General features: G+C 68.9%; 28 protein-coding genes, 1 tRNA gene and 1 other RNA gene. 15 read left to right on the top strand and 15 right to left on the bottom strand.

Annotated features, from left to right (window positions below):
* Positions 1-43: 43 nt before the first annotated feature.
* Both prfB and ACZ6SF_RS13805 read right to left on the bottom strand, forming a co-directional pair.
* Positions 44-1,165, bottom strand: a complete 1,122-nt coding sequence (prfB, locus tag ACZ6SF_RS13810; RefSeq protein WP_466062457.1) for a peptide chain release factor 2 — start codon at positions 1,163-1,165, stop codon at positions 44-46.
* 86 nt (positions 1,166-1,251) lie between these two features.
* Entirely contained in the window at positions 1,252-2,106 is an 855-nt protein-coding gene (locus ACZ6SF_RS13805; protein WP_466062456.1) for a helix-turn-helix domain-containing protein, read from the bottom strand.
* Positions 2,107-2,246: 140 nt separating this feature from the next.
* On the opposite strand from ACZ6SF_RS13805, the gene ACZ6SF_RS13800 reads away from it, so the two are divergent.
* Together ACZ6SF_RS13800 and hisN are read left to right on the top strand one after the other, a co-directional pair.
* Positions 2,247-2,837 carry an NADPH-dependent FMN reductase gene (locus ACZ6SF_RS13800; protein ID WP_466062455.1) on the top strand — a complete coding sequence of 197 codons (591 nt, stop codon included), beginning with the start codon at positions 2,247-2,249 and terminating at the stop codon, positions 2,835-2,837.
* Positions 2,838-2,903: 66 nt separating this feature from the next.
* The gene (hisN, locus tag ACZ6SF_RS13795) at positions 2,904-3,689 is read left to right on the top strand and encodes a histidinol-phosphatase (protein WP_466062454.1); all 786 of its coding nucleotides are present in this window, start codon (positions 2,904-2,906) and stop codon (positions 3,687-3,689) included.
* 8 nt (positions 3,690-3,697) lie between these two features.
* Here the strand turns inward: hisN and ACZ6SF_RS13790 are convergent, their stop codons facing one another.
* A complete protein-coding gene (locus ACZ6SF_RS13790; protein ID WP_466062453.1) occupies positions 3,698-4,246 on the bottom strand; it encodes a DinB family protein in 549 nt (182 codons plus the stop codon).
* 230 nt (positions 4,247-4,476) lie between these two features.
* Positions 4,477-5,463, bottom strand: a complete 987-nt coding sequence (locus ACZ6SF_RS13785) for an SMP-30/gluconolactonase/LRE family protein (protein ID WP_466062452.1) — start codon at positions 5,461-5,463, stop codon at positions 4,477-4,479.
* A gap of 161 nt (positions 5,464-5,624) precedes the next feature.
* On the opposite strand from ACZ6SF_RS13785, the gene recQ reads away from it, so the two are divergent.
* From recQ to ACZ6SF_RS13770, 3 genes are all read left to right on the top strand, one after another.
* The gene (recQ, locus tag ACZ6SF_RS13780) at positions 5,625-7,472 is read left to right on the top strand and encodes a DNA helicase RecQ (protein WP_466062975.1); all 1,848 of its coding nucleotides are present in this window, start codon (positions 5,625-5,627) and stop codon (positions 7,470-7,472) included.
* Positions 7,473-7,577: 105 nt separating this feature from the next.
* The gene (locus ACZ6SF_RS13775) at positions 7,578-8,591 is read left to right on the top strand and encodes a hypothetical protein (protein WP_466062451.1); all 1,014 of its coding nucleotides are present in this window, start codon (positions 7,578-7,580) and stop codon (positions 8,589-8,591) included.
* Positions 8,592-8,644: 53 nt separating this feature from the next.
* Positions 8,645-9,619 (top strand): helix-turn-helix transcriptional regulator, encoded by a 975-nt coding sequence (locus tag ACZ6SF_RS13770; RefSeq protein ID WP_466062450.1) that lies wholly within the window; start codon positions 8,645-8,647, stop codon positions 9,617-9,619.
* 7 nt (positions 9,620-9,626) lie between these two features.
* Here ACZ6SF_RS13770 and ACZ6SF_RS13765 read toward each other — a convergent pair whose 3' ends face one another.
* The 4 genes from ACZ6SF_RS13765 to ACZ6SF_RS13750 form a co-directional block, all read right to left on the bottom strand.
* Entirely contained in the window at positions 9,627-10,625 is a 999-nt protein-coding gene (locus ACZ6SF_RS13765; RefSeq protein WP_466062449.1) for an alpha/beta fold hydrolase, read from the bottom strand.
* 50 nt (positions 10,626-10,675) lie between these two features.
* On the bottom strand, positions 10,676-11,710 hold the full coding sequence (locus ACZ6SF_RS13760; protein WP_466062974.1) for a PDR/VanB family oxidoreductase: 1,035 nt from the start codon (positions 11,708-11,710) through the stop codon (positions 10,676-10,678).
* Positions 11,711-11,778: 68 nt separating this feature from the next.
* Complete coding sequence (locus ACZ6SF_RS13755; protein WP_466062448.1) at positions 11,779-12,681, bottom strand: metal-dependent hydrolase; 903 nt, start codon at positions 12,679-12,681, stop codon at positions 11,779-11,781.
* A gap of 119 nt (positions 12,682-12,800) precedes the next feature.
* Positions 12,801-13,151 (bottom strand): ArsR/SmtB family transcription factor, encoded by a 351-nt coding sequence (locus ACZ6SF_RS13750; RefSeq protein WP_466062447.1) that lies wholly within the window; start codon positions 13,149-13,151, stop codon positions 12,801-12,803.
* 106 nt (positions 13,152-13,257) lie between these two features.
* On the opposite strand from ACZ6SF_RS13750, the gene ACZ6SF_RS13745 reads away from it, so the two are divergent.
* The 3 genes from ACZ6SF_RS13745 to ACZ6SF_RS13735 are packed head-to-tail and all read left to right on the top strand — an operon-like array spanning position 13,258 to position 15,236.
* A complete protein-coding gene (locus ACZ6SF_RS13745) occupies positions 13,258-14,463 on the top strand; it encodes an MFS transporter (RefSeq protein WP_466062446.1) in 1,206 nt (401 codons plus the stop codon).
* Between the two features lie 51 nt (positions 14,464-14,514).
* A complete protein-coding gene (locus ACZ6SF_RS13740) occupies positions 14,515-14,898 on the top strand; it encodes a type II toxin-antitoxin system RelE/ParE family toxin (protein WP_466062445.1) in 384 nt (127 codons plus the stop codon).
* Positions 14,895-15,236, top strand: a complete 342-nt coding sequence (locus ACZ6SF_RS13735) for a helix-turn-helix transcriptional regulator (protein WP_466062444.1) — start codon at positions 14,895-14,897, stop codon at positions 15,234-15,236. Before ACZ6SF_RS13740 ends, ACZ6SF_RS13735 begins: the two co-directional genes overlap by 4 nt.
* A 154-nt stretch (positions 15,237-15,390) precedes the next feature.
* On the opposite strand, the gene ssrA is transcribed toward ACZ6SF_RS13735, so the two are convergent.
* The 4 genes from ssrA to ACZ6SF_RS13715 all read right to left on the bottom strand — a co-directional run bounded on the left by ssrA (position 15,391) and on the right by ACZ6SF_RS13715 (position 16,886).
* Positions 15,391-15,759, bottom strand: a transfer-messenger RNA (tmRNA) gene (gene ssrA / locus ACZ6SF_RS13730).
* A gap of 96 nt (positions 15,760-15,855) precedes the next feature.
* A complete protein-coding gene (gene smpB / locus ACZ6SF_RS13725; RefSeq protein WP_450000533.1) occupies positions 15,856-16,329 on the bottom strand; it encodes an SsrA-binding protein SmpB in 474 nt (157 codons plus the stop codon).
* Between the two features lie 49 nt (positions 16,330-16,378).
* The gene (locus tag ACZ6SF_RS13720) at positions 16,379-16,615 is read right to left on the bottom strand and encodes a hypothetical protein (RefSeq protein WP_466062443.1); all 237 of its coding nucleotides are present in this window, start codon (positions 16,613-16,615) and stop codon (positions 16,379-16,381) included.
* 73 nt (positions 16,616-16,688) lie between these two features.
* Positions 16,689-16,886: a hypothetical protein gene (locus ACZ6SF_RS13715; protein ID WP_466062442.1), complete on the bottom strand. Its 198-nt coding sequence runs from the start codon at positions 16,884-16,886 to the stop codon at positions 16,689-16,691.
* A 517-nt stretch (positions 16,887-17,403) separates the two neighbouring features.
* Between ACZ6SF_RS13715 and ACZ6SF_RS13710 the strand changes: the two genes are divergently transcribed.
* Positions 17,404-18,147 (top strand): SIR2 family NAD-dependent protein deacylase, encoded by a 744-nt coding sequence (locus ACZ6SF_RS13710; RefSeq protein ID WP_466062441.1) that lies wholly within the window; start codon positions 17,404-17,406, stop codon positions 18,145-18,147.
* Here the strand turns inward: ACZ6SF_RS13710 and ACZ6SF_RS13705 are convergent.
* Positions 18,112-19,440: a D-arabinono-1,4-lactone oxidase gene (locus tag ACZ6SF_RS13705; protein WP_466062440.1), complete on the bottom strand. Its 1,329-nt coding sequence runs from the start codon at positions 19,438-19,440 to the stop codon at positions 18,112-18,114. The two genes, ACZ6SF_RS13710 and ACZ6SF_RS13705, sit on opposite strands and share 36 nt — an antisense overlap.
* A 58-nt stretch (positions 19,441-19,498) precedes the next feature.
* A complete protein-coding gene (locus ACZ6SF_RS13700; protein WP_466062439.1) occupies positions 19,499-20,182 on the bottom strand; it encodes a TetR/AcrR family transcriptional regulator in 684 nt (227 codons plus the stop codon).
* Between the two features lie 157 nt (positions 20,183-20,339).
* Here ACZ6SF_RS13700 and crcB (ACZ6SF_RS13695) point away from each other — a divergent pair, with 157 nt between their 5' ends.
* From crcB (ACZ6SF_RS13695) to ACZ6SF_RS13670, 6 genes are all read left to right on the top strand, one after another.
* Positions 20,340-20,771, top strand: coding sequence for a fluoride efflux transporter CrcB (gene crcB / locus ACZ6SF_RS13695; protein ID WP_466062438.1), 432 nt, complete (start codon positions 20,340-20,342; stop codon positions 20,769-20,771).
* Between the two features lie 108 nt (positions 20,772-20,879).
* A complete protein-coding gene (gene crcB, locus ACZ6SF_RS13690) occupies positions 20,880-21,239 on the top strand; it encodes a fluoride efflux transporter CrcB (protein ID WP_466062437.1) in 360 nt (119 codons plus the stop codon).
* 47 nt (positions 21,240-21,286) lie between these two features.
* The gene (gene pgm, locus ACZ6SF_RS13685; RefSeq protein ID WP_466062436.1) at positions 21,287-22,927 is read left to right on the top strand and encodes a phosphoglucomutase (alpha-D-glucose-1,6-bisphosphate-dependent); all 1,641 of its coding nucleotides are present in this window, start codon (positions 21,287-21,289) and stop codon (positions 22,925-22,927) included.
* A 319-nt stretch (positions 22,928-23,246) separates the two neighbouring features.
* Positions 23,247-24,551, top strand: a complete 1,305-nt coding sequence (locus tag ACZ6SF_RS13680; RefSeq protein ID WP_466062973.1) for an MFS transporter — start codon at positions 23,247-23,249, stop codon at positions 24,549-24,551.
* A gap of 67 nt (positions 24,552-24,618) precedes the next feature.
* Entirely contained in the window at positions 24,619-25,353 is a 735-nt protein-coding gene (locus tag ACZ6SF_RS13675) for a DsbA family protein (protein WP_466062435.1), read from the top strand.
* 94 nt (positions 25,354-25,447) lie between these two features.
* A tRNA-Ala gene (locus ACZ6SF_RS13670) sits at positions 25,448-25,520 on the top strand.
* A gap of 442 nt (positions 25,521-25,962) precedes the next feature.
* On the opposite strand, the gene ACZ6SF_RS13665 is transcribed toward ACZ6SF_RS13670, so the two are convergent.
* Positions 25,963-26,442 (bottom strand): SgcJ/EcaC family oxidoreductase, encoded by a 480-nt coding sequence (locus ACZ6SF_RS13665; protein ID WP_466062434.1) that lies wholly within the window; start codon positions 26,440-26,442, stop codon positions 25,963-25,965.
* Positions 26,443-26,459 lie beyond the last annotated feature (17 nt).

Raw genomic sequence — 26,459 nt, 5'->3', positions numbered from 1 at the left:
CACTCGCGCCGGATGGTGTGCCGCGCTCCGGATCCCGGTACCGCTAGCTCTCCTGCAGAACTGTACTCATCCGCCAGCGGATCCCGGACTCGATGAAACCGTCGATATCGCCGTCGAGCACCGCCGAGGGATTGTTGACCTCGTAGTTGGTGCGCAGGTCCTTGACCATCTGGTACGGGTGCAGGACGTAGGAGCGCATCTGGTTGCCCCAGGACGCGCCCTCGTTGGTCTTGAGGGCGTCCATCTGGGCGCGCTCCTCCTGGCGTTTGCGCTCCAGCAGTTTCGCCTGCAGCACCCGCATGGCCGATACCTTGTTCTGCAGCTGCGATTTCTCGTTCTGGCAGGTCACCACGATGCCGGTGGGGATATGGGTGATCCGCACGGCCGAGTCGGTGGTGTTGACGCTCTGCCCGCCCGGACCCGACGACCGGTAGACATCGACGCGGATATCGGTTTCCGGGACCTCGATATGGTCGGTGGTCTCCACCACCGGCAGCACCTCGACCTCGGCGAACGAGGTCTGGCGGCGGCCCTGGTTGTCGAACGGGCTGATACGCACCAGCCGATGGGTGCCCATCTCCACCGACAGGGTGCCGTAGGCGTAGGGCGTCTTGACCGCGAACGTGGCGCTCTTGATCCCGGCCTCTTCGGCGTAGGAGGTGTCGTAGACCTCGACGGAGTACTTGTGCCGGTCCGCCCAGCGGATGTACATGCGCATCAGCATCTCGGCCCAGTCGGCGGCATCCACCCCGCCGGCGCCGGAGCGGATGTTCACCAGGGCGTCGCGCTTGTCGTATTCACCCGACAGCAGTGTGCGGACCTCGAGGGCTTCCACGTCGGTGTGCAGGGCCGCGCGTTCGGCGTCGGCGTCGGCCAGCGCGCCGGTCCTCGCCTCGCCCTCTTCCTCCTCGGCCAGCTCGTAGAGCACCGGCAGATCCTCGAGGCGCTGGCGTAACTCCTCGACGCGGCGCAGTTCACCCTGCGCGTGCGAGAGTTCGCTGGTGACCTTCTGGGCGTGGTCCTGATCGTTCCACAGCTCGGGGTCGGCGGCCTGGTGCTCCAGCTCGTCGATACGACGGCGTAGCTCCTCGATATCGAGGACCGATTCGACGGTCTTCAGAGTCGCGTCGAGTTCGGCGAGGTCGGCGGTAACGTCTGGATGCACGGTGCTCAAGGCTACTAGGAGCGTCCGGCGGGGTGAAACGGTATGTCCGATACCGCCCGGGGTGGTAGCCGCCGGGGCGCCACGGCTCAGCTCGGGACGGCGCGCAGGTTACCGGGGCGGTGGCCGGCCATCCGGTCCAGCGCGCCCGCCGTCGCCGGGTCCGCGGGCAGGTGGACGATCAGCCGCTGGTCGTCGTCGGCGGACAGATCCAGGGTCTCGTAGGCCAGCCGCAGCGGCCCGGCCGCCGGATGCGCCATCCGGGTCACCCCGGTGGCCGCGGGCAGGTTGGGCACGGTGGCGACACGGTCGGTGAAGGCCGCGCCCGCGGTGATGGTGAGCTGGTCGGCCAGTGCCGCGATATCCGGGTCGGCGCGGAAGGGCCCCTGTTTGAGGGTGGCCACCAGCTGGTCGGCCAGTTGATCCCAGTCCGGGTACACGTCACGGGCCCGTGGGTCGGTGAAGGCGAAATGGGCGAGGTTCGCGAAATGCGCACCGTCCAGCGCGCCGGTCGGCTCCATCAGCCGCCGGTAGCCGTCGGTGCAGGCCAGAACATCGGTGAGCCGGTTGACCACGACAGCCGCCGCGGGTTCGAGCTGATCGAGCAGGGCCCGGATCGTCGGCCGGATCTCGCGTTCCGGGCGTGCCCGGCCCATACAGTTGAATCCGGTATCGGCCTTGGTCAGGCGGTACAGGTGGACCCGTTCCGCCGAGGTGAGCGCCAGCGCGTCGGCGAGTGCGGCGAGCACCTGGGGCGAGGGGTTGCGATCGCGGCCCTGTTCGAGCCGGGTGATGTATTCGACGCTGACCCCCGCGAGCGTGGCCAGCTCCGACCGGCGCAGGCCGGGCGCCCGGCGGCGGGCGCCGGTGGGCAGCCCCACCCGGGCCGGTGTCACCGCATCGCGCCTGCTGCGCAGGAACAGCCCCATCTCGTTCTCGCTCACGGTCCCACGGTACGGCGCGGCGCCGCGCCGAGGGTGGCCGTGGCAGTACCACTCTCGGCACGGTCTCCCCGCCGCCCGCCCGCCCCGGCAGATTCGACAGCGAGCGGCGGCCGCGGGGCCGCCCGACGAAGGAGCACAGCATGTCCAGCACGCCACTGCGTCTCGCGGTGATCATCGGCAGCGTCCGCGAAGGCCGTTTCGGGCCGGTCGTCGCCTCGTGGATCACCGCGCAGGCCGCCCGTCACGATCGCTTCGAGATCGATGTGATCGACCTGGCCGAAGCCGAGATCCCGCTGGCGCTGCCCGCCGTGCCGCCGGCGATGGAACCGGATCCGCAGCGCCCCGCGGGGCTGCGCGAGGTGAGTGAACGGCTCGCGGCCGCCGACGCGTTCGTGATCGTGACCCCCGACTACAACCGCAGCTTCCCGGCCTCCCTGAAGGCCCTCATCGACTGGCATTTCACCCAGTGGCAGGGCAAGGCCGTCGCGTTCGTGGGCTACAGCGGGGCCAGCGGGGGCCTGCTCGCCATCGAACAGCTGCGTCAGGTCTTCAACGAACTCGACGCGCACACCGTGCGGGAGTACGTCTCGTTCCCGCGCTACTACCTGCTGTTCGGGGAGGACGGGCAGTTGCTCGCCCCCGAGGAGCCCGCGGCGGCGGCCCAGGTGATGCTGGACCGGCTGCACTGGTGGGCCCGGGCTCTGGTCGACGCCCGCGCGCTCGCGGCCTGAGAGCGGTGCCGGGGCGTGACGGCACGGCGCGCGACCACGCCCGGACCGACTCGATAGTGTTCGGGTGTGGCTGCTCACTCCTCTGACCTCGAACTCGCGCTGCGCCTGGCCGACGAGGCGGACGCGATCACCCGGGAACGGTTCGGTGCGCTGGACCTGAAGGTCGACGCCAAACCCGATCTGACCCCGGTCTCCGACGCGGACCTCGCGGTGGAGGAGGCGATCCGGCGGATGCTGCGGCACGGGCGCCCCGAGGATTCGGTGCTGGGCGAGGAATTCGGCGGCACCGCGGAATTCAGCGGCCGGCAGTGGGTCGTCGACCCCATCGACGGCACCAAGAACTTCGTGCGCGGGGTTCCGGTGTGGGCCTCGCTCATCGCGCTGCTGGAGGACGGTGTCCCGGTGGTGGGGGTGGTGAGCGCGCCCGCGCTGGCCCGCCGATGGTGGGCCGCCGCGGGGCAGGGCGCCTGGTCGAGCTTCCATCCCGGTGCGCCGCAGCCGCTTTCGGTCTCCGCGGTCGGTGATCTGGGTTCGGCCAGTCTCGCGTTCTCCAGTCTGTCCGGCTGGCGTGACCGGGGGTTGCGGGAGCGGTTCGTCGACCTCACCGACGAGGTCTGGCGGGTTCGCGGGTACGGCGATTTCCTCAACTACTGCCTGGTGGCCGAGGGTGCGGTGGATATCGCGACCGAACCGGAGGTCTCGCTGTGGGATCTGGCCGCGCTCGACATCCTGGTCCGGGAGGCCGGAGGGACCTTCACCTCGCTGGACGGCCGTCCCGGCCCGCACGGCGGCGACGCCGTGGCGACCAACGGCCTGCTGCAGCGACAGGTCCTCGACCGCCTCGGCGGATAACGCCCGGTTCAGCCCATGGTCTTCTGACCGTCGAGGGCCTCGCGGATGATATCGGCGTGCCCGGAGTGCTGGGAGGTCTCGGAGATGATGTGCAGCAGCACTCGTCGGGCCGACCAGTGCCCTTCCTGGAACCAGGGGGCCTTGGGCAGCGGCCACGCCGAATCGAGATCCAGCGTCGCGACCAGTTCATCGGTCCGCCGCGCCACCTCGTCGTAGGCCGCGAGGACTCCGGACAGGGTCTCACCGGGCAGCATCCGGAACTCGTGCTCGCGCTCCGCGAAATCCTCGGCGGTCAGATCGTCGAAATCCTTCATGGCCGAAGTTCCGTCCACGATGAAATCCACCCAGCCGCGTTCGACTCCGGTCACGTGCTTGATCAGCCCGCCCAGGCACAGTTCGCTCGGGGTCGGACGCGCACCGGCCTGCTCGTCGGTGAGGCCCTGGGCGGTGAACCGCAGGAAGAAACGGGCCTGGCCGAGCTGGGCCAGGATATCGGCGCGCTCGCCGGTCAGGGTCCCGTTGTCGCCGGTCTCGGTGAGGGTGGAGGTGTCGGCCATGGTCTTCGCCTTCCGTGGGGGCTGAGGAGGGGTTGTTCCCGTGTTCGAAAACCACGGTATGACCCATAGCGGCCACTTTCTGTCCTCAATAACCGCCGGGCGGAAAAAACTTTCGACCTGCCCCGAAGCGGCACTTCGTTGTGCGGTCCCGGGCCGGTCGCCGGCGACCGGAATCGAACGGGTCCCGTCCCACGGGGAACCGAGCCGGGACCGTCGCCTCGGCGAGCTGATCAGCGGTGGGTGGGATCGGCCGGGGTGAGGTCGATATCGGCGGGCGGGCGCAGCCGGCGCAGGGCTCCGTCCATACCGGTGAAGTAGAGGGACCAGCCGTCCCCGTCGCGGGCGATCCGCACCGAGGTGGTGCCGTCGGGCGGCACACGTACCGGGGCGGGCGGTTTGATCAGGCCGGTGACCACGGCGCAGCCCTGCCCGGTGGCGGGATCGACCCGGTAGATCGCGCCCACGCCGTGGTCGGCGACGAAGAGGTCCCCGGCGGCGGTGGCCTCCATATCGTCGGGCAGCGTGAGAAGCCCGGGCACCCCGGCGACAACCGCCGGCGCGGCCGGATGGTCCAGCGGTACCCGGAAGATCTGCAGGGTGATGCTGCTCGCGTAGATCGCCCGCCCGTCGGGGGCCAGGGCCAGCCCGTTGGGCAGCGGTACCGGCGACCAGGTCCGGATGAACTCCCCGGTGGCGGGCCGGTACCGCGAGATACCGGACGGCAGATCGCGCGGATCGCGCAGACCCCCGGAATTGCTGAACAGCAGGTCGCCGTCGGGGAGCAGCAGCAGGCCGTTCGCGCCGTTGAGGCCGGTGAGCAGCACCGTCACCGCGCCGGTGTCGAGGTCGTAGCGCTGCAGGGTGCCCGGAGGGGCGGTGAAATCGTCGCCGGTCACGAAGTACACCGATCGCCCGGCCACGCGGACGCCCGCCGGGCGGTCGAGTCCGGTGAGCAGTTTCTCGAACCGGCCGTCCGCGGAGACATGGGCCAGGTATCCGTCGAGGAGTCCGGTGACGTAGAAACCGCCCGCGCCGTCGGAGTCCAGGTTCTCCAGATTGCCGACGCCCTCGACGAGGGTGTCCATCCGCCACCCCTGATCGCACATCGCCGGAAAGGCCCGGGCCTCGGGCGCGGGAACGACGGCGAACCCCAGCGCGGCCAGCGCCGCGGCGAATACCGCCGACCGCCCGCGGGCCCGCTTCTTCTCGGATGTCATAACCGGAAACCTAGAGCACGGTCGCGGGTCACGCTCGGTTCCGGACCGCGGCGTGGCCGTGGTTGTCCACATGTGGACAACGGGCCGGTATCCGGCCCGCGGCGCCTGCGGGAGTCCGGGGCCCCTCGTAGGATGGCCGCGTGGATCCCCTCGACACCCCCATGACGGCCGATACCGTGCCCGGCTCCGAAACCGATACGGCACAACAGGTTCTGCGACGGGTGTTCGGTTACGACAGTTTCCGGGGGGATCAGGCCGAGATCGTCGATCATGTCGTGGCCGGTGGCGACGCCCTGGTCCTCATGCCGACCGGCGGGGGAAAATCGCTCTGCTACCAGGTGCCCGCGCTGGTGCGGCCGGGTACCGGTGTCGTGGTGTCCCCGCTCATCGCACTCATGCAGGACCAGGTGGACGCGCTCAGCGCGCTGGGCGTGCGGGCCGGCTTCCTCAACTCGACGCAGAACCCCGACGAACGCCGCATGGTCGAGGCGCAGTTCGCCGCCGGGGAACTCGACCTGCTCTACCTCGCCCCGGAACGGCTGCGGATGGAATCCACCGCCCAGCTCCTCGACCGTGGCCGGATCGCGCTGTTCGCCATCGACGAGGCGCACTGTGTCTCGCAGTGGGGTCACGATTTCCGGCCCGACTACCTGGCGTTGTCGATGTTGCACGAGCGCTGGCCCGAGGTGCCCCGGATCGCGCTCACCGCGACGGCCACCGAGAAGACCCGCGACGAGATCGTCACCCGGCTGGAACTGGGCGGGGCGCGCCGCTTCGTCGCCAGTTTCGACCGGCCCAATATCCAATACCGGATCGAGCCCAAGAACCGCCCCGACCGCCAGCTGCTGGATTTCCTGCGCGCCGAACACCCCGGCGACGCCGGAATCGTCTACTGCCTGTCCCGTAACTCGGTGGAGAAGACCGCGGCCTTCCTCACCGAGAACGGTATCCGGGCGGTGCCCTATCACGCCGGTCTCGACAACCGGACGCGTGCCGAGAACCAGGCGAGATTTCTGCGTGAGGAGGGCCTGGTCGTGGTCGCGACCATCGCCTTCGGAATGGGAATCGATAAACCCGACGTCCGTTTCGTCGCGCATCTGGATCTGCCCAAATCGGTGGAGGGCTACTACCAGGAGACCGGCCGCGCCGGTCGTGACGGCCTGCCGTCCACCGCCTGGATGGTGTACGGCCTGCAGGATGTGGTGCAGCAGCGCAAGCTGATCGAATCCTCCGAGGGCGACGCCGCGCACCGCCGTCGCCTGCAGTTGCACCTGGACGCCATGCTCGCCCTGTGCGAAACGGTCGACTGCCGCCGCGCCCAGCTGCTGGCCTATTTCGGGCAGCCGCCGCTGCCCTGCGGAAATTGCGATACCTGCCTGACCCCGCCGGAATCCTGGGACGGCACCGTCGCCGCGCAGAAACTGCTCTCGGCGGTGCTGCGCCTGAAGCGGGAACGCGGCCAGAGCTTCGGCGCCGGCCATCTGATCGATATCCTGCTGGGCAAGCAGAATCAGAAAGTCCTGCAATACGACCACCACGAACTCAGTGTTTTCGGAGTGGGCGGCGATCTGCGGGATACCGAATGGCGCGGGGTGATCCGGCAACTGCTGGCGCAGGGATTGCTGGCAGTGCACGGGGATTACGGCGTCCTCACCCTCACCGAGGCCAGCGAGGCGGTGCTCTTCGACGGCCGCACCGTCCGGTTGCGCCGCGAACCCGAGCGTCCGACCCCCTCACGGGCCGCGCGCGGCGCGAAGGCCGCCCGATCCGCGCCCGCGGATCTCAGCGGCGCCGACGTGGACCTGTTCGAGAAACTGCGGCAGTGGCGGGCCGATACCGCCAAGGAACAGGGCGTTCCGGCCTATGTCGTCTTCCACGACGCCACCCTGCGCGATATCGCCGCCCGCAAACCCGCCGATCTCCCGGCGCTGGGCGCGCTCAGCGGAATCGGTGAGAACAAGCTCGCCCGCTACGGAGAACAGGTGCTCGAGGTGGTGGCGGCGGGCTGAACCGGCGTGCCGGCGCGGAACAGCCGGGCGCACATCGTGATTCACTCGCCGGTTGCTCCCGCCAGTGACGATAGGGGCCTGGACAGGACCCCCTAGCCTGGCAGTATGTCCAGTAAGCGCCCGCCGTGGTCACGGTCACCCGGCCGTCCGGCGGCGCCGGTCGCCCGGTTCGGCAGCCTGGACCCGGCGGTGATCCGTGCCGCGACCGGGAAGCGTCCGCCACCGTCCGGCCCGGCCGGTGCCGAGGGACCGGCCGGCGACGCCGACCCGACGGTGTCGGCACATCTGCTGGGAGCGGCGGTCCCGGCGACTCCGGACCCCTCCGGGGAACCGTCCGCCACCCTGCCGGCCCTTCCCGCGGCCACACCGGTACCCACCCGCTCTGAGTCGGAGGCGATCCGCACCGCGACCTTCCGGCACACCGAGATCGGAGATACGACTCCGGCAGGTTCCGGGGACCATCCGGTCGATGACTTCTCCGTAACCGAGGCCGCGGCGAGACCCGGAGGGCCGCGGGCCGCTGCGTACCCCGATACCGAGGACACCGAGACGGACCCCTTCGGCACGTACCCGTCCGCCGAGATCTCCGGTGCCCCGGACCCGGCCCGGTACCCGGACCCTCACCCGCTGTCCGCCGAGAACTCGTCGGGCCCGGGCCTCACCCGGTCGAGCCCGTTCGGTGGACACGCCCTGCTCGGGTTGTGCCTCGGCCTGGCGGTGCTGCTCACCGCCGGCAGTTTCTACCTGGGCCGCACGACAGGCCTCGACGAGGCCGGCCGGCCGGGTCTCGCCACCGTGGCCTCGGCGCCGACGGCCACCGTCCAGGCCGTGCCCGCACCCTCGAAATCGGACTCGCCGGGAAGCGGATCGCGCATTGTCGGAACCGGATTCGTCTTCGGCAAGGTCCGGGGCAACGACGGTTCGACGCTCACCATCAGCAGCGAACTCACCCGCTCGGAGCTCACGGTTTACACCGACCGTGAGACCAAGCTGTACGTCTTGATGGCCGGCAGTGTCGAGGGCATCACCATCGGCGCCCCGGTGGTGGTGTACGGGCGCAGACATGCCGACGGGACGATCACCGCGGACACCATCACGGGTTTGTCCCTGCAGGCCTGACCCGCGTTGGCCAGCGGTCACAAAATGACCGCAATAGCGAGGACAATCGGAGTATGGCGAATACGAGCACGCGGACCCTGCGCCTGCTGTCGTTGCTGCAGACCCACAAATACTGGCCGGGCAATGAGCTGGCGGACCGCCTCGGCGTCTCCGCGCGGACCCTGCGCCGGGATGTCGACCGTTTGCGTGACCTGGGCTACCCGGTGGAGGCCCAGCGCGGCGTCGACGGTGGATATCAGCTCGCCGCGGGTGCGGCGCTGCCGCCGCTGATGGTCGACGACGACGAAGCGGTGGCCTTGGTGATCGGATTGCAGACCGCCATGCAGGGATCGGTCGCCGGTGTCGCGGAATCCTCGGTGCGCGCCCTCGCCAAGGTGGTCCAGGTGATGCCCCCGCGGCTGCGCCGCCGGGTGGAGGCGATCCGGGCCATGACCGTGCCCGCCGAGTGGAGCGGCCGCCCCGGCCCCGGTCCCGACCCGGCGGCCTTGACCGCGCTGGCGCTGGCCTGCCGGGACAGCGAACGCCTGCGGTTCTCCTATACCGCCGCCGACGGCAGCCGCACCGAACGCCATGTCGAACCGCACCGGCTGGTATCGCTGGGCAGGCGCTGGTACCTGGTCGCCTTCGATCTCCTGCGCCACGATTGGCGTAGCTTCCGCATCGACCGCCTGACCGGTCCGGAGGGCGACGGTTCCCGGTTCCGGCCGCGCGAACTCCCCGTCGCGGACGCCGCCGAATTCGTCCGGGCGGGCGTCGACAGTGTCGCCCGCCCCTACCGGATCGAAGCGCTGGTCGACGCACCCGCCGACGAGGTCCGTGCCCGGATCGGGCAGTGGAGCACCGTCGACGCCGTATCGGCCGGCCGCTGCCGGGTCACGATGAGCACCGACTCCCTCGACTGGCCCACCATGGCGCTGGGATCGCTGGATGCCGAATTCCAGGTGCTGGAACCACCGGAGCTCATCGCCCAGATCCGTTCCTGGGGGCGGCATTTCCTGCGCGCGGCCGACTCCGCGACCGCGTCCTGACCTCTGATCAGCGCGCGGCCCGGTTACCGTTCGCGCGCCCGGGCGAGGTCGTGCCGGCATTCGGGAGCAGATGCACTGTCGCGGAATCGTCCGCGCCCGTGCCGACCGTGGCGGCGAGTTCGCTCGTCGCCTCCGCCAAGAGCTCGGGATGCGAGAACGGCATCCAGTGTCCGGCCGGAACATCACGCCGCCACAGCCGCGACACCCACCGTGCCGAATCGTCGTAACCCGCCGGGCGGACGGCGATATCGTGGCCGGCCACGATCAGCTGCACCGGGACATCGGTGGTGCGTTCCCGCGGATTGAGCATCCGGGGGATGATATTGGCCCGGTAGATGAGCAGGCCGTCGACCATATCCTGTTTCAGGGTCGGGCCGAAGTGGATCGTGGAGGCCGGTGTCCGGTTCATCAGCTGGATCACCCGCCGCCACCGCCCCTCGGTGGCGACAGCGCCGAACAGCAGTCGCGGCAGCATCGGCGTCATGAACAGACCGGTGTAGGCCGAGGACAGCAACTGGGTGAACGGCTGCCACAGATTGCGCGGGCTCGGGCTGCCGAGCCGGGCGCGCACCCACGCCGCCAGATGGTCCAGGTTCGGGCCGGATACCGAGGTGAACGAGGCGATCCGTTCGATGGCTTGCGGTTCGCAGACCGCCTCCCATACCTGCACCGAACCCCAGTCGTGCGCGAGTACGTGGACGGGGCGGCCGGGACTGACCGCGTCGGCGACCGCGTAGAAATCGGCGGCGAGTTCCTCGAGGCGGAAGTCGGCGACCCGGGAGGTACGGGTGGACGCCCCGTGCCCGCGGGTGTCGTAGGCCACCACATGGAACCGTTCGGCCAGCAGCGGGATCACCCCGCGCCACAGGTGATGGGTATCGGGCCAGCCGTGGACCAGTACGACGGTTTCGGCGGCGGGGTCGCCGTATTCGTAGACCGCGAGGTCGAATCCGCGGTGGTGAACCGTCCGGGTGGTCTCGGGGATGCCGGTGCTCGATGCGGTCACGCTTCACTCCTCGTGCTGTCGGTGGGGTCGGGTTCCGGCCGGGGCCGGAGCTACAGGTCGAGTACCAATCGGCCGCCCGCGCAGCGCGATACGCACACCAGCAGTTCGCCTGCCGCGCGTTCGGCGGGGGTCAGGACCGAATCGCGGTGCTCGGGTTCGCCGTCGAGAACGCGGACCTTGCAGGTCCGGCAGAAGCCCTGCCGGCACGAGTACGGCTGATCCGGGCGGCTGCGCAGCAGCATCTCCAGCGCCGAGCGGTCGGCCGGAACCTCGATCACCTCACCGCCGCGCGACAACTGGATCTCGAACGGCGTGCCGTCCACGACAGGAGGCGCCGAGAAACGTTCGGAATGCAGTTCGACGCCGGGCATCCCGCGGACCGCGGCGGCGACACCGGCGATCATCGGGGCCGGGCCGCAGCAGTAGACGGCGGTATCGGGACCGGCTCCGTCCAGCAGTGTGGCGATATCGGGCAGGCCGTGCCGGTCGTCGGTACGCACCCGCGCGCGCGGGCCGAAACCCTCCACCTCGGCCAGGAACGGCAGGGTGTCGCGGGTGCGTCCGGTATAGATCGCGGTCCATTCGATACCGAGGGCGTCGGCCAGCCGCATCATGGGCAGGATCGGGGTGATCCCGATACCGCCGGCCACGAAACGCACCCGGGTCGCCGCGGAGCCGTGGCCCGGCGCGGCGAACGGAAACGCGTTGCGCGGCCCGCGAACCACCAGCGCGCGCCCCACGCCCAGATCATCGTGCACCTCGGCCGATCCGGCGCCGTCCGGGATGCGCCGGACCGCGATCCGGTAGCCACGGGTATCGCGCGGGTCGCCGCACAGCGAATACTGCCGCAGCAACCCGGAGGGCAGTTCCAGATCCAGATGGGCGCCGGGCCGCCACGGGGGTAGCGGGCCGCCGCCCGGCGCGGCCAGCCGCAGGCTCACCACGTCCTGGTCGGAGGCCACGATGCGGCGTTCGGTGACCACGAGCGGGATCCGCCGGTCGTCGACCCGGGGGCGCAGGTCGCGCAGGTTGGTCACGGCGGTCCAGCGCATCCGGGCGTTCACGACCGCGTCCAGCACGCGCATGGTGCGATCGCCCCGGCTCCTGCCGTACAGATCGGCCGGCGGCATCGGCCGCCCGGAATCGGTGACCGTCACGACGCCGCCCGTGCCGCCGGGGATTTCGCGAGATAGGCGATGGCCTGCGCGGTGGAGCCGACCGACTCCGGGGTGTAGCCGGGCTTGAATGTCGACAGCGCGCTGATCAGCAGCGACGGGATGCCGGGCAGCGCGCCCCGGCGCATCGCGCCCAGGATGCGCAGCAGCAGCCGGGGATAGCCGAGATCGGGCAGTGCCGGGTCCCGATGCACCAGGAATTTGGTGCCCCGGACGAGCAGCACCAGGAAGGTGGGGAAGACCAGCAGCATCAGCGCCCCGCGCCGGAAATAGCCGACCCCGAAGTATTCGGCCACATCGTGGGCCACATTGCGGTGTTCGACCTCTTCGGCGCCGTGCCAGCGGAACAGGTCCAGCATGCGCGGGTCGGCCTCGAATTTCTCCAGATTCTGGTTGAGCACCCAGTCGCCCAGGAAGGCGAAGAAATGCTCCAGCGAGGCGATCACGGCGAGCCGGTCCACCAGCTGCTGGCGGCCGGCGCGGGTGGCGGTGCTGCGGCGCGGGCCGACGGTGGTGCGGAACAGGTATTCCGTCTGCCGGACGAACGGCCGCGGATCGATACCGTTGGCCGCGAGCAGCGCTTCGTGCGAATCGGCGTGGGTTTCGGCGTGCATCGATTCCTGCCCGATGAATCCGAGCATGTCCTCGCGCAGTTTCTCGTCCCGGACGAAGGGCAGCGCTTCCCCGAAGGTCACCAGGAAGTTGCGCTCGCCCTCGGGCAGCAGCAGGTTCAGCGCGTTGAGCACATGGGAGGCGATGGGTTCGGCGCGCATCCAGTGCAGGGGGATGGCGGTCCAGTCGAAACTGACGTTGCGGGCGTTGAGCGCCACCTCGCCCGGATCTGTCACCTGCCGCAGTGCGGGATGGCCGAACAGCCCCATCGATCCTCCTCGATCGTCACCAGCACCGGCCGCGACCGAGATCGCGGCCGGAGATTGCCCCGGTGTTGCGATCATACCCATAACTAGGACGAAGGGTTACATATAGTTCCGGATTCGTCCTATCCGGCGGGCGGCTCCCAGTGCGCCACCAGGTCCAGCAGGCCCGGAAAGCGATCGTTCAGATCCTCGACCCGCACCAGATTGCGCCGTTCCATCCCGTGCTGCCACTGCCGGATCAGCCCGGCTTCGCGCAGTACCCGCCAGTGGTGGGTCCGGGTCGATTTCGGACGGTCGATGGGAAACCAGCCGCAGGCCTGCGGGACACCTCCGGATTCCAGGTAGTAGGCGCGCACGATGGCGAGCCGGAGCGGATCGCTCAGGGCTCCCAGCACCGTCTCCAGGCGGAGTTCGGCGCGGGTGGGTTCGGGTAGCGGCGCCCCGGCCGGTGGGGTGGGTGAGGGGTCGGGCACGTTCGTCTCCGCTCGTTCGGTACGACAAACATCGTACCGGGCTGCTACAGTTCGATTCTATTCGAACTAGTTCGATAAAACTCGTACTCGAGAACAGGATCATGCCATGGCCGTAGCCACCGCCGCACCGTCCGCGATCCGATCACCGAACCTGCGCATCTGGGCGACCGCCTGGCCGATCGCGGCCGTTTTCGTGCTCGCCAACGCGGCCACCCCGCTCTATGTGCTCTGGCAGGCCGAATTCGGATTCGGCAAGAGCACCCTCACCGCGGTCTTCTGCTGCTATATGGCCGGTATGGCGGCCGCCCTGCTGGTATCCGGGGTGGTCTCCGACCGGCTCGGGCGCAAAGCCGTCCTGATCCCCGCGCTCGTCCTGGCCCTCGCGGCCGGGGTGCTGTTCGCCGTCGCGCCCGGAACACCCGCCCTGTTCGTCGCCCGCACGCTCACCGGAATCGCCAGCGGCGCCATGGTGTCCGCGGGTGTGGCCGCGGTCTCCGATATCGCCGGACCGCTGCGGGCCCGCACCGCGGCACTGGCCGGCGCCGTGGGTATCGCGGTGGGAACCGGGCTGGGCCCCCTGCTCGGCGGGATACTCTCCGAAACCCTGCCCGGCCCGACCGTCACGGTCTTCCTCGCCGAGACCGTATTCCTCCTGATAGCGCTGGTCCTGGTGACCGTGCTGCCCATCCCGCGCCCCGCCACCCGCTCCGGCACCGCCTGGGTGCGCGTTCCCCGGGTGCCGCGCCCGAACCGCCGCCACCTGCTGATCGCGGTGGTGGTCGCCGGACCCGCGCTCACCACCACCGCGTTCATGCTCTCGCTGGCGCCGTCGCTGCTGTCCGAACTGCTCGCGTCCACCAACCGGATCCTCGCCGGCGCCATGGCCTGCCTCACCTTCACCGTCGCCACCGGCAGTCAGTTCCTGCTCCGCGGTCTGCCCGTGCGCCGGTTACTGCTGATCTCCGCGGTGACCACGGTGGCCTGTGTCGCCGCCCTGGTGGTCGCGGTCGATACCGCCTCGGTGGCCGGATTCGCCGCCGCGGCCGCCCTGGCCGGGGCCGCGTACGGTCCCGGCATGCTCGGCGGTCTCTCCCTGCTGAACAGTGGGGTCCCGGTCGAGCGGCTCGCCGAGGCCAATGCCGCGCTCAATATCGGCGCCTACGCCGTCGCCGGCTTCATGACTCTCGCGCTCGGAGTCGTCAGCGACGGACTCGGCTTCTCCACCGGCGTCACCCTTTTCGCCGCCGTCGTGGCCACCGCGTCGGCGGCGGGCGCGGCGCTGGTGCTCTCCGGAATACCCGTTTCCAATTGAGGAGCCCGAGATCCTTGCAGTATGTCGTCAACGACATATAGGCTTTATGCTGTGGGGGAACTGTTCACTATCGAAATAGAGCCCGAGGTCCGGGCCTGGCTCGAGTCCCTGCCTGCCAGGCACTTCCTGAAAATCGACGAATACGTCGGATTGCTCGCCGAACAAGCCGAGTTCCTGGGGGAGCCCTTCGCCCGGTACCTCGGCGACGGTGTACGGGAATTACGTCCGACGGTGGGCGGTGCTGCCATCCGTATCACCTACTGGCTCGCGCCTGGCAAACGTGCCATCCTGCTGACAGTGTTCCGTAAGACGCGGATGCGCGAGGACGCCCAAGTGAAACGCGCAAAGCTCGCCCAGCAGATCTGCCAGGCAGAACATGAACCCGCCCATCGGCAATTCGTCCGCATGATCGAGAAGGGAGAACTGGACCGATGAGCCACGCACGCTGGCAAACCCGCCAGGAACGTAACCTTGTTGCGGGCTATACCGAGCCCGATGACGTCACCGAGGCCCGCCGCGAGATCCGACTCTCTATGGCGTTGGCCAAGGCGGTCTACGACCGCCGCGTCGAACTCGGACTCACTCAAGCCGACCTTGCCGATCGTGCCGGACTGACCCAGGCGAAGATTTCGCGTATCGAGGGTTCCGACACTGTGCCAACCCTTCCACTGCTCGCCAAGCTCGCCGATGCCCTCGACGCCACCCTCAATATCGCCCTCGACATCGATGCCACCAGGGTGACTTTCACGGGCCATCACACCGACGCTGCTTGATCCTCTTGTTCACCTTGCCCCGGGGGCGACGCAAATGCACCAACTGGATCATCGAACGGTCCAACCCACCGACGAGGCCAGTTGGGCATCCGCAAACCCACCCGAGACCGACGAATGAAAAAGGCGAAGGCCCGGTCCGTTCGGACCGGGCCTTTCGTGGAGCTGCCGGGAATCGAACCCGGGTCCTCCGCCGCGTCACCAGGGCTTCTCCGTGTGCAGTTCGCTGTGCCTCTACTCGGATCTCCCGGTCTCGCGAACAAGCCGGGATGACGATCCCAGTCGCTGTGAGATGTCCCGTACGACTCCGCGACCGAGCCGCACGGTGAGCCCTCTAGCTGATGCCGGCACCGAAGCCGAGGGCGAACCTCGGGCCGACAGAGACGCTATCGCTTAGGCAGCGAGAGCGTACTCGCGCTGATGAGAATCGGCGCTTAATTGGTTGCAGCGACGCTTACGGTGGTCTCTTGCCTGCACCGACACGCTTCCCCTGAATCAACGTACGCAGTCGAAACCGTTCAGCCCCGTACGTCCCGGCACCTTGCCGGGCTAGTCATGCTAACACTTCGGGCAGGGTCGTTCATTCCCGTTTTCCGGGTGCCCGGGTCCCCTGCGGGAGGCGTCAGCGCATCCCCTTGATCCGGCGCCCGATCTCGCGGGTGACCTCCCGTTCGGCGGTACGCCGCGCGAGGTCCTGGCGCTTGTCGTAGTCCTGTTTACCCTTGGCCAGGGCGAGCTCGACCTTCACCTTGCCGTCGGAGAAGTACATCGACAGCGGTACCAGTGTCTGATTGCCCTCGCGGGATTTGCCGACCAGCCGCTCGATCTCCCGTTTGTGCAGCAGCAGTTTGCGGACCCGCCGCGGGGAGTGGTTGGTCCAGGTGCCGTGACTGAATTCGGGGATGTGCAGGCCGCGCAGCCAGACCTCGCCGTTGTCCACGGTCGCGAAGGCGTCCACGAGTGAGGCCTTACCCTCACGCAGGCTCTTGACCTCGGTGCCGACCAGCGCGATCCCGGCCTCGTAGGTGTCCAGGATCGTGTAGTTGTGCCGCGCCCGGCGGTTGGTCGCGATGACCTTGCGCCCCTTCTCCTTCATATCGACAACCTTAAGGCGCTGCGGCAACCGGATTATTCCCGGTCGTCACTCAGGCGGGTTGCAGGATCAGATAGAGAACGAGTACCGCCACGAAGGCGACGACCAGCAGGACGGTGGACCACCGGGGGCGATGCCGGGGGCGGGGCACCCGGCGGCCCAGCCAGCCGCTCTCGACAGCGGGGTCGATATGCGGTCCGCGCGCGGGAGCGGCATCGGCGGGTTCGCCGGCTGTGGGTCCACCGATCTCCGCGCCGCTCGCTTGATCGGAGTCATCCCCGGGTGGCATGCACGCAGAGTAACCCCGTGACGAGGAATTCGGGGGCGATGCGCACGGCCGGTCGGCCGGTGCCGGAAATCTTTCAGCGCGGGGATCTCAGGATGCGGAGCGCGACCCCGATGCCGACCAGAATGCAGGCGGTGGCGACCAGGGCGGTGCCCAGCGATTGGGTGATGGCGGCGATTCCGGTGCTGAAGATCAGGCACGTGGCCAGAGCCAGCAGCGCGGTACCCCATTCCATGCCGGCGATCCGGGCGGGTCGATTTCGCAGGGCTGCCATATCTTCCGGGTACCCCAGCCGGTTGGTTATCAAACCGTTACTGCCGTAGCTCTCCGCAGGCCGGGATCCGACCCGCAGGTCGGCCGTACGAGGTGCGTAATGGCTGGCCATGGCGGGACCTCCGTCTCGGTGTCGGTGCGGCAACTGTGTTCAGCGTAACGGAGAAATCTCTGTCTGGATACCGCGTAGCAAATCTGGAGAAAAGGGTCACAGGGAACGCCGTGAGGCGGTCGGTTACCGCGATCTGGGCGTGATCTGGAAGGGTAAATCGGCAGCTGGCGGGGATCAGAACGGCCGTTGAGGCAAGTACGGGACCGTAGGTTTCCGAAACGATCCGATAACAGACCGAAAGTCTGCAAATGGATTGCCAAATATTTGCCCGGCATCCTCGCGGGCTGTGGTATGGCAACCGGTGATCACGCCGTGCCTAAGCTGGTGGCATGCCGATTCCAGACTCCCGGGCGCCGCGCCGTCGTCGTCCCTCCCGCGCGGGTGCGGCGGTACGCGGGGTGCGCCGGTGACCGAATGGTACGAGCGGACCGGCCGGATCGCGGTGCTGACCGGCGCCGGTATCTCCACCGACAGTGGTATCCCCGATTTCCGCGGGCCGCGTGGGGTGTGGACCGAGGACCCGATAGCGGAGCTGCTGTCGACCTACGACAACTACATGGCCGACCCCGGGCTGCGCGAACGGTCCTGGCTGGCGCGCCGGGACAATCCGGCCTGGGCCGCACGGCCCAACGACGCCCACCGCGCGCTGGTCGAGCTGGAGCGGTCCGGTCGAGGGGTCACGATCATCACCCAGAACATCGACCGGCTGCACCAGCAGGCCGGGTCGGCGCCGCAGCGGGTCGTCGAAATCCACGGGAACATGTTCGATGTGGTGTGTGTGAACTGCGCGTACACCGCGAGTATGGCGGCCGCGCTGGAACGGGTCGCCGCGGGTGAATCCGATCCCCCGTGCCCGGATTGCGGCGGGATCCTCAAGGCGGATGTGATCATGTTCGGCCAGGCGCTGGACCATCGCACGCTGCTGAAGGCCTCGCTGGCCGCGGAGACGGCGGAGATCTTCCTGGCCGTGGGCACCTCCCTGCAGGTGGAGCCCGCGGCCTCGCTGTGCGGGCGGGCGGTCGCCGCGGGCGCGGATCTGATCGTCGTGAACGCCGAACCCACGCCCTATGATTCGCTGGCCACCGAGGTGATCCGCGAACCCATCGGTACCGCGCTACCCCGGCTGGTCGATACGATCCTGGGCCGCTGAGACCGGGTCGAGGACCCGCTCGAGATAGGCGTTGGTGAACCGGCCCTCCGGGTCGTAGCGGCGGCGCACCTCGGCGAACCGCTCCCAGTCGGGGTAGCGGTCGCGCAGGGTGTCCGCCGTCTGGAAGTGGCGTTTGCCCCAGTGCGGCCGGCCGTCGAAGCGATCGAAAACCGCTTCGCAGGCGCGGAAGAACGGCTCGTACTCCATGCCCTGGTACTGATGCACCGCGATATAGCAGGTGGCGCGTCCGCCCGCGGGGGAGAGGAACGCGTCGTCGCCGGCCACCCAGCGCACCTCGATCGGCATGGGGCTGTCGAACCGCTTGGCGGTCTCCTTGATCTCGCGGATCGCCGCGACCGAATGCTCGCGCGGGACGGCGTATTCCATCTCGGTGAAGCGGAACAGCCGGGGACTGGTGAACACCCGGTAGGAGCGATCCACCTGACGCCGGTAGCTACCGGCGTACGCCGCGCCGCGATGAATCCAGGGGATCAGAGCCGGCCGGCGCCGGGCCAGCCGGCACAGAGCGTCGAAGGCGTGGTTGGACAGCAGGACATCGGCGAACCAGTCCACCACCTCACCGCGCGGCGCGGCGGGCAGCTCGACGCGGTTGTTGCGTTTGGTCATCGCGATGGGGCTGTGCGCGAACATGTAGAACTCGAAATGGTCGTTGTCGTCGATGAGGGAATCCAGATCGGCGAGTACGTCCTCGACCGGTACCGGCCGCTCGATGCCCTCCAGTACGAAGGATTCGACCAGCTGGACGGTGAACGCCGTCACCACGCCCAGTGCCCCGAGGCTCACCCGCGCCGCGCGCCAGGCCTGCGGGTTGGACTCCTCCGAGAGCTCGGTGACCCGGCCGTCGGCGGTCATCAGCTCCACCGAGTGCAGGGCCGCGGAGATATTCGGCAGCCGGCCCCCGGTGCCGTGGGTGCCGGTGGCCGTGGCGCCCGCGATGGTCTGCACGTCGATATCGCCGAGGTTCGGGAAGGCCAGGCCGTGCGCGTCCAGCCGGTCGTTGAGCGCGGCGAGGGTCATTCCGGCCTGGACCCGGGCCCGGCCGGTCTCGCGGTCGACCTCCAGGACGCGGTTCATCCGGGAAAGATCCAGCAGTACGCCGTCGGTGAGGCAGGTGTCGGTGAACGAATGCCCGGACCCCGCCACCCGGACACGCTGCCCCTCATCGGCGGCGCGTCTGAGTTCGGCGGCCAGTTCGGCCTGATCGCGGGGCGCGACCAGCCGGGACGGCGCGCACTGCTGGTCGCCGGCCCAGTTCACCCATAACTTGGTCACACGTCCAACTCTAGGCCATCGGCGGGTATCCCGCCGGAAAACGGGTTCAGCCGTGTGATCAGCGGCGACGGGCCGGGAAGGGCCCCGGTTTGGCGGCCTTGGCCTGCTCCACCTCGGCCAGGGTGAGCGCGTTCACCAGCAGCGCCTGCCGCGACGACGCGTCGGCGCGGATGCCGTTGAGGGTGATCGCCATATAGCGGCGCCAGATATCGGGATCCACCGGGCGGGCGAATTCGGCCAGCGAGTCGACCATGTAGATCAGCGCGAACAGATCGGTGGCCTCGATCTCGGGCTGCACCACCCCGGCGGTCCGGGCGCGTTCCATCACCGCGGCCACGGCCGGGCCGACGCGGTCCTGCCCGCAGCCCAGGCGGATGGGATCGTCGCGCAGTTCGAGCATGACCTCGCTGAAACCGCGGTTGGTCGCCATATGCCGGCACGCGTACTCGAACAGGCGGACCAGACCCTCCCAGGGGTCGTCGGCCGCCAGCGCGTCCTCCGCGGCCCGGGTGAACTCCTCGATATGGACAGCGAATACCGCCGCGACGAGTTCCCGCTTGTTCGCGAAGCGGCGATACACCGTGCCCACGCCGACCCCGGCGTGGTCGGCCACCTCGTCGAGCGTGATCTCGAGACCGCGGTCGGCGAACAATTCCCGGGCGGCATCGACGATGCGCTGTTGGTTACGCGCCGCGTCGACCCGGAGACGTCGCGTCCGGACCGCGGTGGTGGCGAGATTCACATCCGGAATGGTAGCAAGCTACGAATTAAGGACGATTCGTTTCGATCCGGCCGAGCGAAAGGCCGATTCGGCCTGCGGATACGGTGTCGGAGATCGCCCGGGCGCGGTGCCGGACCCGTGCCCCGCCCCGCCGTGACCCGCTCCGGAGGTACCCCGAGTGACCGAATTCGTACGGCCCGCCCCGATAGAGGCGCGCGTCGTCGCGGTGGTGGCGGCGGGCGGCGGGATCGGCGCGGTCGCGCGATACGGTCTGGCGCTGTGGCTGCCGCATCGGCCCGAATCCGTGCCGTGGGGCACCCTTCTCGCCAATGTCACCGGCTGCCTGGCGATCGGGGTGCTCATGGTGCTGATCACCGAGGTGTGGCACGCACCGCATCGGCTGATCCGGCCGTTCCTCGGTGTGGGAGTGCTGGGTGGCTACACCACCTTTTCCAGTTACAGCGCCGAGGTTCGTACACTGCTCGAATCGGGTGCCACCGCCGTGGCATTCGGCTACCTGGTGGGAACCGTGGTGGTGTGCCTCGGCGCGGTGGTCGCCGGGATGTGGCTCACCCGAGGTATCACCGGCAGGCGGGGCGGGACAGCGTAATACGGCGATCGAAAGCGCACACGTAGGGCGGTACCAGCGAAAGAGGTCGGTCATGGTGGTGGCGGTAGGTCCGGTTCGCCGGCGGTCGATCGCGCGAGAGCGCGCGCGGTGACGGCCGTCTGGGTGATCTTCGGCGGAATGCTGGGCGCGACAGCCCGATACCTGCTGAACCACGCGGTGACCCTGCGCTCGGATTCCCTGCTGCCACTGGGCACGCTGACGGTTAATATTGTGGGCTCGGCGGTGTTGGGCGCGTTGATCGGTTTCGGCGCGGGCGGAGTACTGGGGACGGCTGCGGGCATCGGATTCTGCGGTGCGCTCACCACCTTCAGCACTTTCGGTCACGAGACGGTCGTGCTCGCCACCCGCGGCGCGTACGCGTACGCGCTCGCCAATATCGTCCTCAACGCCGGGATCTGCCTCGTCGCGGTCTATCTCGCCGCCACGATCGCGGGACTGTTCGGATGATCATGATGACCAGCCGCGTGCGGCCGACCACGAAGGGAGATCCGAACATGGCCCATACCCGAGCCGGCCGGCCCGCCCGCCCGGACGATCTGGTGGATGTTCCGGGACTGGTGACCGCGTACTACAGCCGCGTCCCCGACCCCGGCGAACCCACGCAGCAGGTGGTTTTCGGGACCTCCGGGCACCGCGGATCCAGCCTCGACGCGTCCTTCAACGAGGCCCATATCCTCGCGATCACCCAGGCGATCGTCGAATACCGCACCCATCGCGGCATCACCGGCCCGGTGTACCTGGCCCGGGACACCCATGCCCTCTCCGAACCCGCCTGGACCACGGTGCTCGAGGTGCTGGCCGGTAACGAGGTCGGCGCGGTGGTCGACGCCCGCGGCCGCTACACCCCCACGCCCGCGCTGAGTCACGCGGTGGTCCGCCACAATCGCGCGGCGACCGCCGGCCAGGCCGACGGCATCGTGGTGACCCCCTCGCACAATCCGCCGCGCGACGGCGGTATCAAATACAACCCGCCGCACGGGGGTCCGGCCGATACCGGCGCCACCGACGCGATCGCCGAACGCGCCAACGCGCTGCTGCGCGGTGGACTGGCCGAGGTGAAACGCGCCCCGCTGGCGCAGGCGATGGCTGCCGCCGGCCGCTACGACTACCTCGACCACTACATCGGCGATCTGCCCGCCGTCCTGAACCTGGACGCCATCCGCGGCGCGGGCATCCGGATCGGCGCCGACCCGATGGGCGGCGCCAGCGTCGACTACTGGGAAGAGATCGGCCAGCGCTACGACCTCGAACTCGAGGTGGTCAATCCCACCGTGGATCCCACCTGGAGTTTCATGACACTCGACAGTGACGGCCAGATCCGGATGGATCCCTCCTCACCGAACGCCATGGCCTCGCTGGTATCCATCCGCGACGACTACGACATCTCCACCGGCAACGACGCCGACGCCGACCGGCACGGGATCGTCACCCCCGATGGCGGGCTGATGAATCCGAACCATTTCCTCGCGGTCGCGATCGAATACCTGGTGGCCAACCGCCGGGGCTGGGACGCGCTCACCAAGATAGGCAAAACGGCGGTCACCTCGTCCATGATCGATCGTGTGGTCGGTGTCCTCGGCCGCGATATCCACGAGGTGCCGGTCGGGTTCAAATGGTTCGTGCCCGGGCTGTTCAGCGGCAGCCTCGCGTTCGGCGGGGAGGAGAGCGCCGGCGCGTCGTTCCTGCGGATGGACGGCACCGTCTGGACCACCGAGAAGGACGGCATCCTGCTCGCCCTGCTGGCGGGGGAGATCGCCGCCGTCACCGGCGAGAGTCCTTCGGCCCGGTATCAGGAACTCGAACGGCGCTACGGCAGTCCCGCCTACGCCCGGATCGACGCGCCCGCCGGACCCGCCGAGAAGAAACTGCTGGCCGCACTGGACGCCGACCGGGTCACCGACAGCGAGATCGCCGGTGAGCCCATCACCGAGGTCGCGACCAAGGCACGCGGTAACGGCGCGGCGCTGGGCGGTCTGAAGGTGAGCACCGCCAACGCCTGGTTCGCGGCCCGCCCGTCCGGCACCGAGGACAAATACAAGATCTACGCCGAATCCTTCCACGGCCCAGAACACCTGGCGAAAGTCCAGGACGCGGCCCGAGACCTGGTAGGCCGAGCCCTGTCCGAAGCCACCTAGCCCCCTCCGGCACCCCCAGACACAGCCCGGTACCCCAGACACAGTCCGGCGCCCCCCGGGACACGGTTCGGCCCGCGTCTGCTGTCGGCCCTCGAAGCGCATGCGGCGAAGCCGCGAGTCTCGAGGGCCGACAGCAGACGCTCAGGAGGGCCGAACCTCGAGCAGCGGAGCTGCTCCGACAACACAGGAATATGTGACCCTCGACCCGGCGTTGGTTGCCTGGGTGAGTGGTGACGCCGTAGCGAACGATCGACCCGGATCCGGGAGTACGAACGGATCGGGTGGAGCGGAAGCGGCGTCCGGCAGGTTGCGCGCCCGTCTGCACCGCCGCAAATCCGGCCGCGCCCCGCTGCCCAGCGAGATCTGGGTCCTGATCGGCGCCGCGTTCTGTATTTCGATCGGGTTCGGCCTGGTCTCTCCGGTGCTGCCCCAGTTCGCGCTCAGCTTCGGCGTCGGAGTGGCCGCCGCGTCCGCGATCGTCAGTGCCTTCGCCGCCATGCGGCTGCTGTTCGCCCCGGTCAGCGGCCGGTTGGTGCAGATGCTGGGGGAGCGGCGGATCTACCTGGTCGGGTTGCTGATCGTCGCCGTCTCCACCGGCGCCAGCGCCTTCGCCCAGACCTACTGGCAGCTGATGGTGCTGCGCTCGCTGGGCGGCGTCGGCTCCACCATGTTCACCGTCTCCTCGATGGCGCTGGTGATCCGGCTCTCCCCGCCCGCCGAACGCGGCCGTGTCACCGGGCTGTGGTCCACCTGTTTCCTCATCGGCGGGCTGTCCGGCCCGCTGGTGGGTGGCGCGCTCGCCGGATTCGGGTTGCGCGCCCCCTTCCTCATCTACGCGATCGCGCTGCTGGCGGCGGTCGCGGTGGTGTATTTCAACCTCCGCGATTCCCGGCTAGCCGATACCGAGTCCGCCGGTGACGTGCGCACCGTCAGCTTCATGCAGGGCCTGTCCCGCCCCGAGTACCGGGCCGCGCTGTGGTCCAACTTCGCCAACGGCGCCGCCGTCTTCGGGGTCCGGATGGCGCTGGTGCCGCTGCTGGTGGTGGAGGTGCTGGGGCAGCCCTCCGGTATGGCCGGAGTGGCGCTCACCGTATTCGCCGCCGGTAACGCCACCGTGCTGTTCTTCTCGGGCCGGCTCTCCGACCGCTACGGCCGGCGGCCGCTGCTGATCTCCGGCGCCCTGGTCTGCGCGGTCGGCACCACCGGCTTGGGCCTGGCCCCCGACCTCACCTGGCTGCTGGTGACCTCGTTCGTCGCCGGTATCGGATCGGGCCTGTTCACCCCCGCCCAGCAGGCCGCCGTCGGCGATATCATCGGCTCCCGCGCCCGCGGCGGCACCATGCTCGCCGGTTTCCAGATGTCGCAGGATCTCGGCACCGTTCTCGGCCCGATCATCGTCGGCGCCATCGCCCAGTCGCTGTCCTACGGCGCGGGCCTGGCCGTTACCGGATCGCTGCTGCTGGTCGCCGCACTGGCCTGGCTGATCGTCCCCGAACCCATGAACCGCGTCCCCGAAGGTGACCAACCGGCGTCCTCCGGAACCGAGAAACCCCAGGTGGACATAGCTGCGGCCGAGGAGGCCGCAGGATTTCCCACCGCAGGTCCCGGACCCGGCCGGACCTGACCCGGCCGCGGCCGCCCCGGGTGGTTCGCGCGTGACCGGTTCGCCCGGATGCGGCAGAGTGGTCCGGGTGAGCAATTCGTCGCCCGGCTACACCCCCCGTCCCATGTCCAACCGCACCACCTACGCCCTCGGCGCGGTGGCCGTGGTGGTGATCGCCCTGATCGTGTTCTTCGCCTTCCAATGGGGCAGCGACAGCGCCGAGGTGCGCAACGACGGCTACGGAACGGTTCGCGACGAGGCGGTCACCGTGGATCTGCAGAGCGACGGCGGCGTCCGCCTGGGCCGCCCCGAGGCGCCCAAGACCATCGAGATCTACGAAGACCCCCTCTGCCCCGCCTGCGGCAGCCTCGAAACCCTCTACGGCCAGGAGATCGCCCAGAAGATCGACGAGGGCAAACTCGCCGTCCGCTACCGCTTCGTCAACTTCCTCGACCCCAAATCCTCCAGCGGCGACTACTCCACCCGCGCCACCGCGGCCCTGCAGTGCGTCGCCGACTCCGGCCCCGCCGTCGCCTACGCCAAATTCCACGACACCCTCTTCACCGACCGCCAGCCGGAAGAGGGCTCCGGCCTGACCGACGAGGAACTGGCCTCCCTCGCCACCGGCGCCGGCGCCCCCGAACCGGCCCTCGACTGCATCACCGGGGGCTCGCGTCAGGCTCAGGCGAAGGACCAGGCCACCGCCGCGGTCGACGACCTCTCCGCCGCCCTCGACGGCAGCGCCGCCACTCCCGCTGTGTTCGACGTCGCCACCAAGATCGACGTCAACGAACCCGAATGGGTCCAGGAGGTGGCCCCGTGACCTCAGCGTTCACTCGGAATCCAGGCGATTTGGCTCCTGACGTGGAGGTGGTGTAACTTCGTTCAGGCAGCCGGGGAACCGGCGGCAGATGTCCGGGGCTATGGCGCAGCTGGTAGCGCACCACACTGGCAGTGTGGGGGTCAGGGGTTCGAGTCCCCTTAGCTCCACAAAAATAGCAGGTCAGACCCAATCTCAGATTGGGCCTGACCTGTTTTTTTGCGCCCGGCCCCGCGTTTACCCCCCGTTTTGGTCGTGGGTTATGTTTGGTCGCTACGCCGGTGCGATCGCCCGTTGTGGCTGCCGTCGTCGCAGGTTCGTGTCCCCGGCAGGCACGCAGAACATGGGCAACCGAAAAACGCATGGTCATCGTGGATTGCTTTTCGTTCCAGCGATGCCAGACCGCCGGTACGGACTGGTCCTGGTCCCGCGTAGATGTGCCCACGGTTGGCACGTCGAACATGGGAACGGGGTTGACCGGTGGGGCACACCACGATGACACCTATCCGTGCAGCAGTCCCGTTCGGCGCCGAGCATGTGGATGACGATGGCCGCGTTCGGGAGTCCGGTGAGGGATTGGATGATGCCCACGTCGTTTGCGCGGCCAGCAGATCAGCAGCCGGGTGGTGGGGATCGGAGTCTGCTGCCGACCGGTGCGACGTTCATGCCGGGGGTGGGGCCATTCTTCCGTTCTGGAAGGCGGTGATCAGCCATCGCCCGTCTGTCTGTCTTGACTGCTGTGCGGGTTTGGATCGAGCGGTCTTGGGGGCGGCATTCGGTGGCGCCGTCGCGTAATACGCAGATGCCGCTGGAGATCACGATGGCGGTATCCGGGGACAGGAACCGGATTGTGCGCTTCTCGGCGGGTGAGATCCGGGTGTTCGCCATGAAGGTGTCGAAGCCTTGTTGCATGCTTTCGGCGATGGCTGCCCGGGTGTGGATGTGCTCGCCGTTGACCGCGACGAAGTCGGCGTCTTCGGTGAAGGTTTCGGCGAACGCTGGGCCGTCGCCGCGTTCCCATGCCTGCCACTGGCGTTGTTCCAGTTCGGCGAGCGCGATCTCGTCTGCCGCTCGCGTCGAGTTTTCTGTCATTTCTGTTCCTTTGGACG

The sequence above is a fragment of the Nocardia sp. NPDC049935 genome, assembly GCF_055586645.1.
Note: the sequence above shows the minus strand (reverse complement) of the source record. Positions and strands in the feature narration are given on the sequence as shown.

Coding starts and splice junctions, on each gene's coding strand:
- ACZ6SF_RS13800 (WP_466062455.1), top strand. CDS start 2,247: ATGTCCAGCACGCCACTGCGTCTCGCGGTGATCATCGGCAGCGTCCGC.
- ACZ6SF_RS13790 (WP_466062453.1), bottom strand. CDS start 4,246: ATGGCCGACACCTCCACCCTCACCGAGACCGGCGACAACGGGACCCTG.
- ACZ6SF_RS13785 (WP_466062452.1), bottom strand. CDS start 5,463: ATGACATCCGAGAAGAAGCGGGCCCGCGGGCGGTCGGCGGTATTCGCC.
- recQ (WP_466062975.1), top strand. CDS start 5,625: ATGACGGCCGATACCGTGCCCGGCTCCGAAACCGATACGGCACAACAG.
- ACZ6SF_RS13775 (WP_466062451.1), top strand. CDS start 7,578: ATGTCCAGTAAGCGCCCGCCGTGGTCACGGTCACCCGGCCGTCCGGCG.
- ACZ6SF_RS13770 (WP_466062450.1), top strand. CDS start 8,645: ATGGCGAATACGAGCACGCGGACCCTGCGCCTGCTGTCGTTGCTGCAG.
- ACZ6SF_RS13760 (WP_466062974.1), bottom strand. CDS start 11,710: ATGCGCGTGCTGGACGCGGTCGTGAACGCCCGGATGCGCTGGACCGCC.
- ACZ6SF_RS13755 (WP_466062448.1), bottom strand. CDS start 12,681: ATGGGGCTGTTCGGCCATCCCGCACTGCGGCAGGTGACAGATCCGGGC.
- ACZ6SF_RS13745 (WP_466062446.1), top strand. CDS start 13,258: ATGGCCGTAGCCACCGCCGCACCGTCCGCGATCCGATCACCGAACCTG.
- ACZ6SF_RS13735 (WP_466062444.1), top strand. CDS start 14,895: ATGAGCCACGCACGCTGGCAAACCCGCCAGGAACGTAACCTTGTTGCG.
- smpB (WP_450000533.1), bottom strand. CDS start 16,329: ATGAAGGAGAAGGGGCGCAAGGTCATCGCGACCAACCGCCGGGCGCGG.
- ACZ6SF_RS13720 (WP_466062443.1), bottom strand. CDS start 16,615: ATGCCACCCGGGGATGACTCCGATCAAGCGAGCGGCGCGGAGATCGGT.
- ACZ6SF_RS13715 (WP_466062442.1), bottom strand. CDS start 16,886: ATGGCAGCCCTGCGAAATCGACCCGCCCGGATCGCCGGCATGGAATGG.
- pgm (WP_466062436.1), top strand. CDS start 21,287: ATGGCCCATACCCGAGCCGGCCGGCCCGCCCGCCCGGACGATCTGGTG.
- ACZ6SF_RS13665 (WP_466062434.1), bottom strand. CDS start 26,442: ATGACAGAAAACTCGACGCGAGCGGCAGACGAGATCGCGCTCGCCGAA.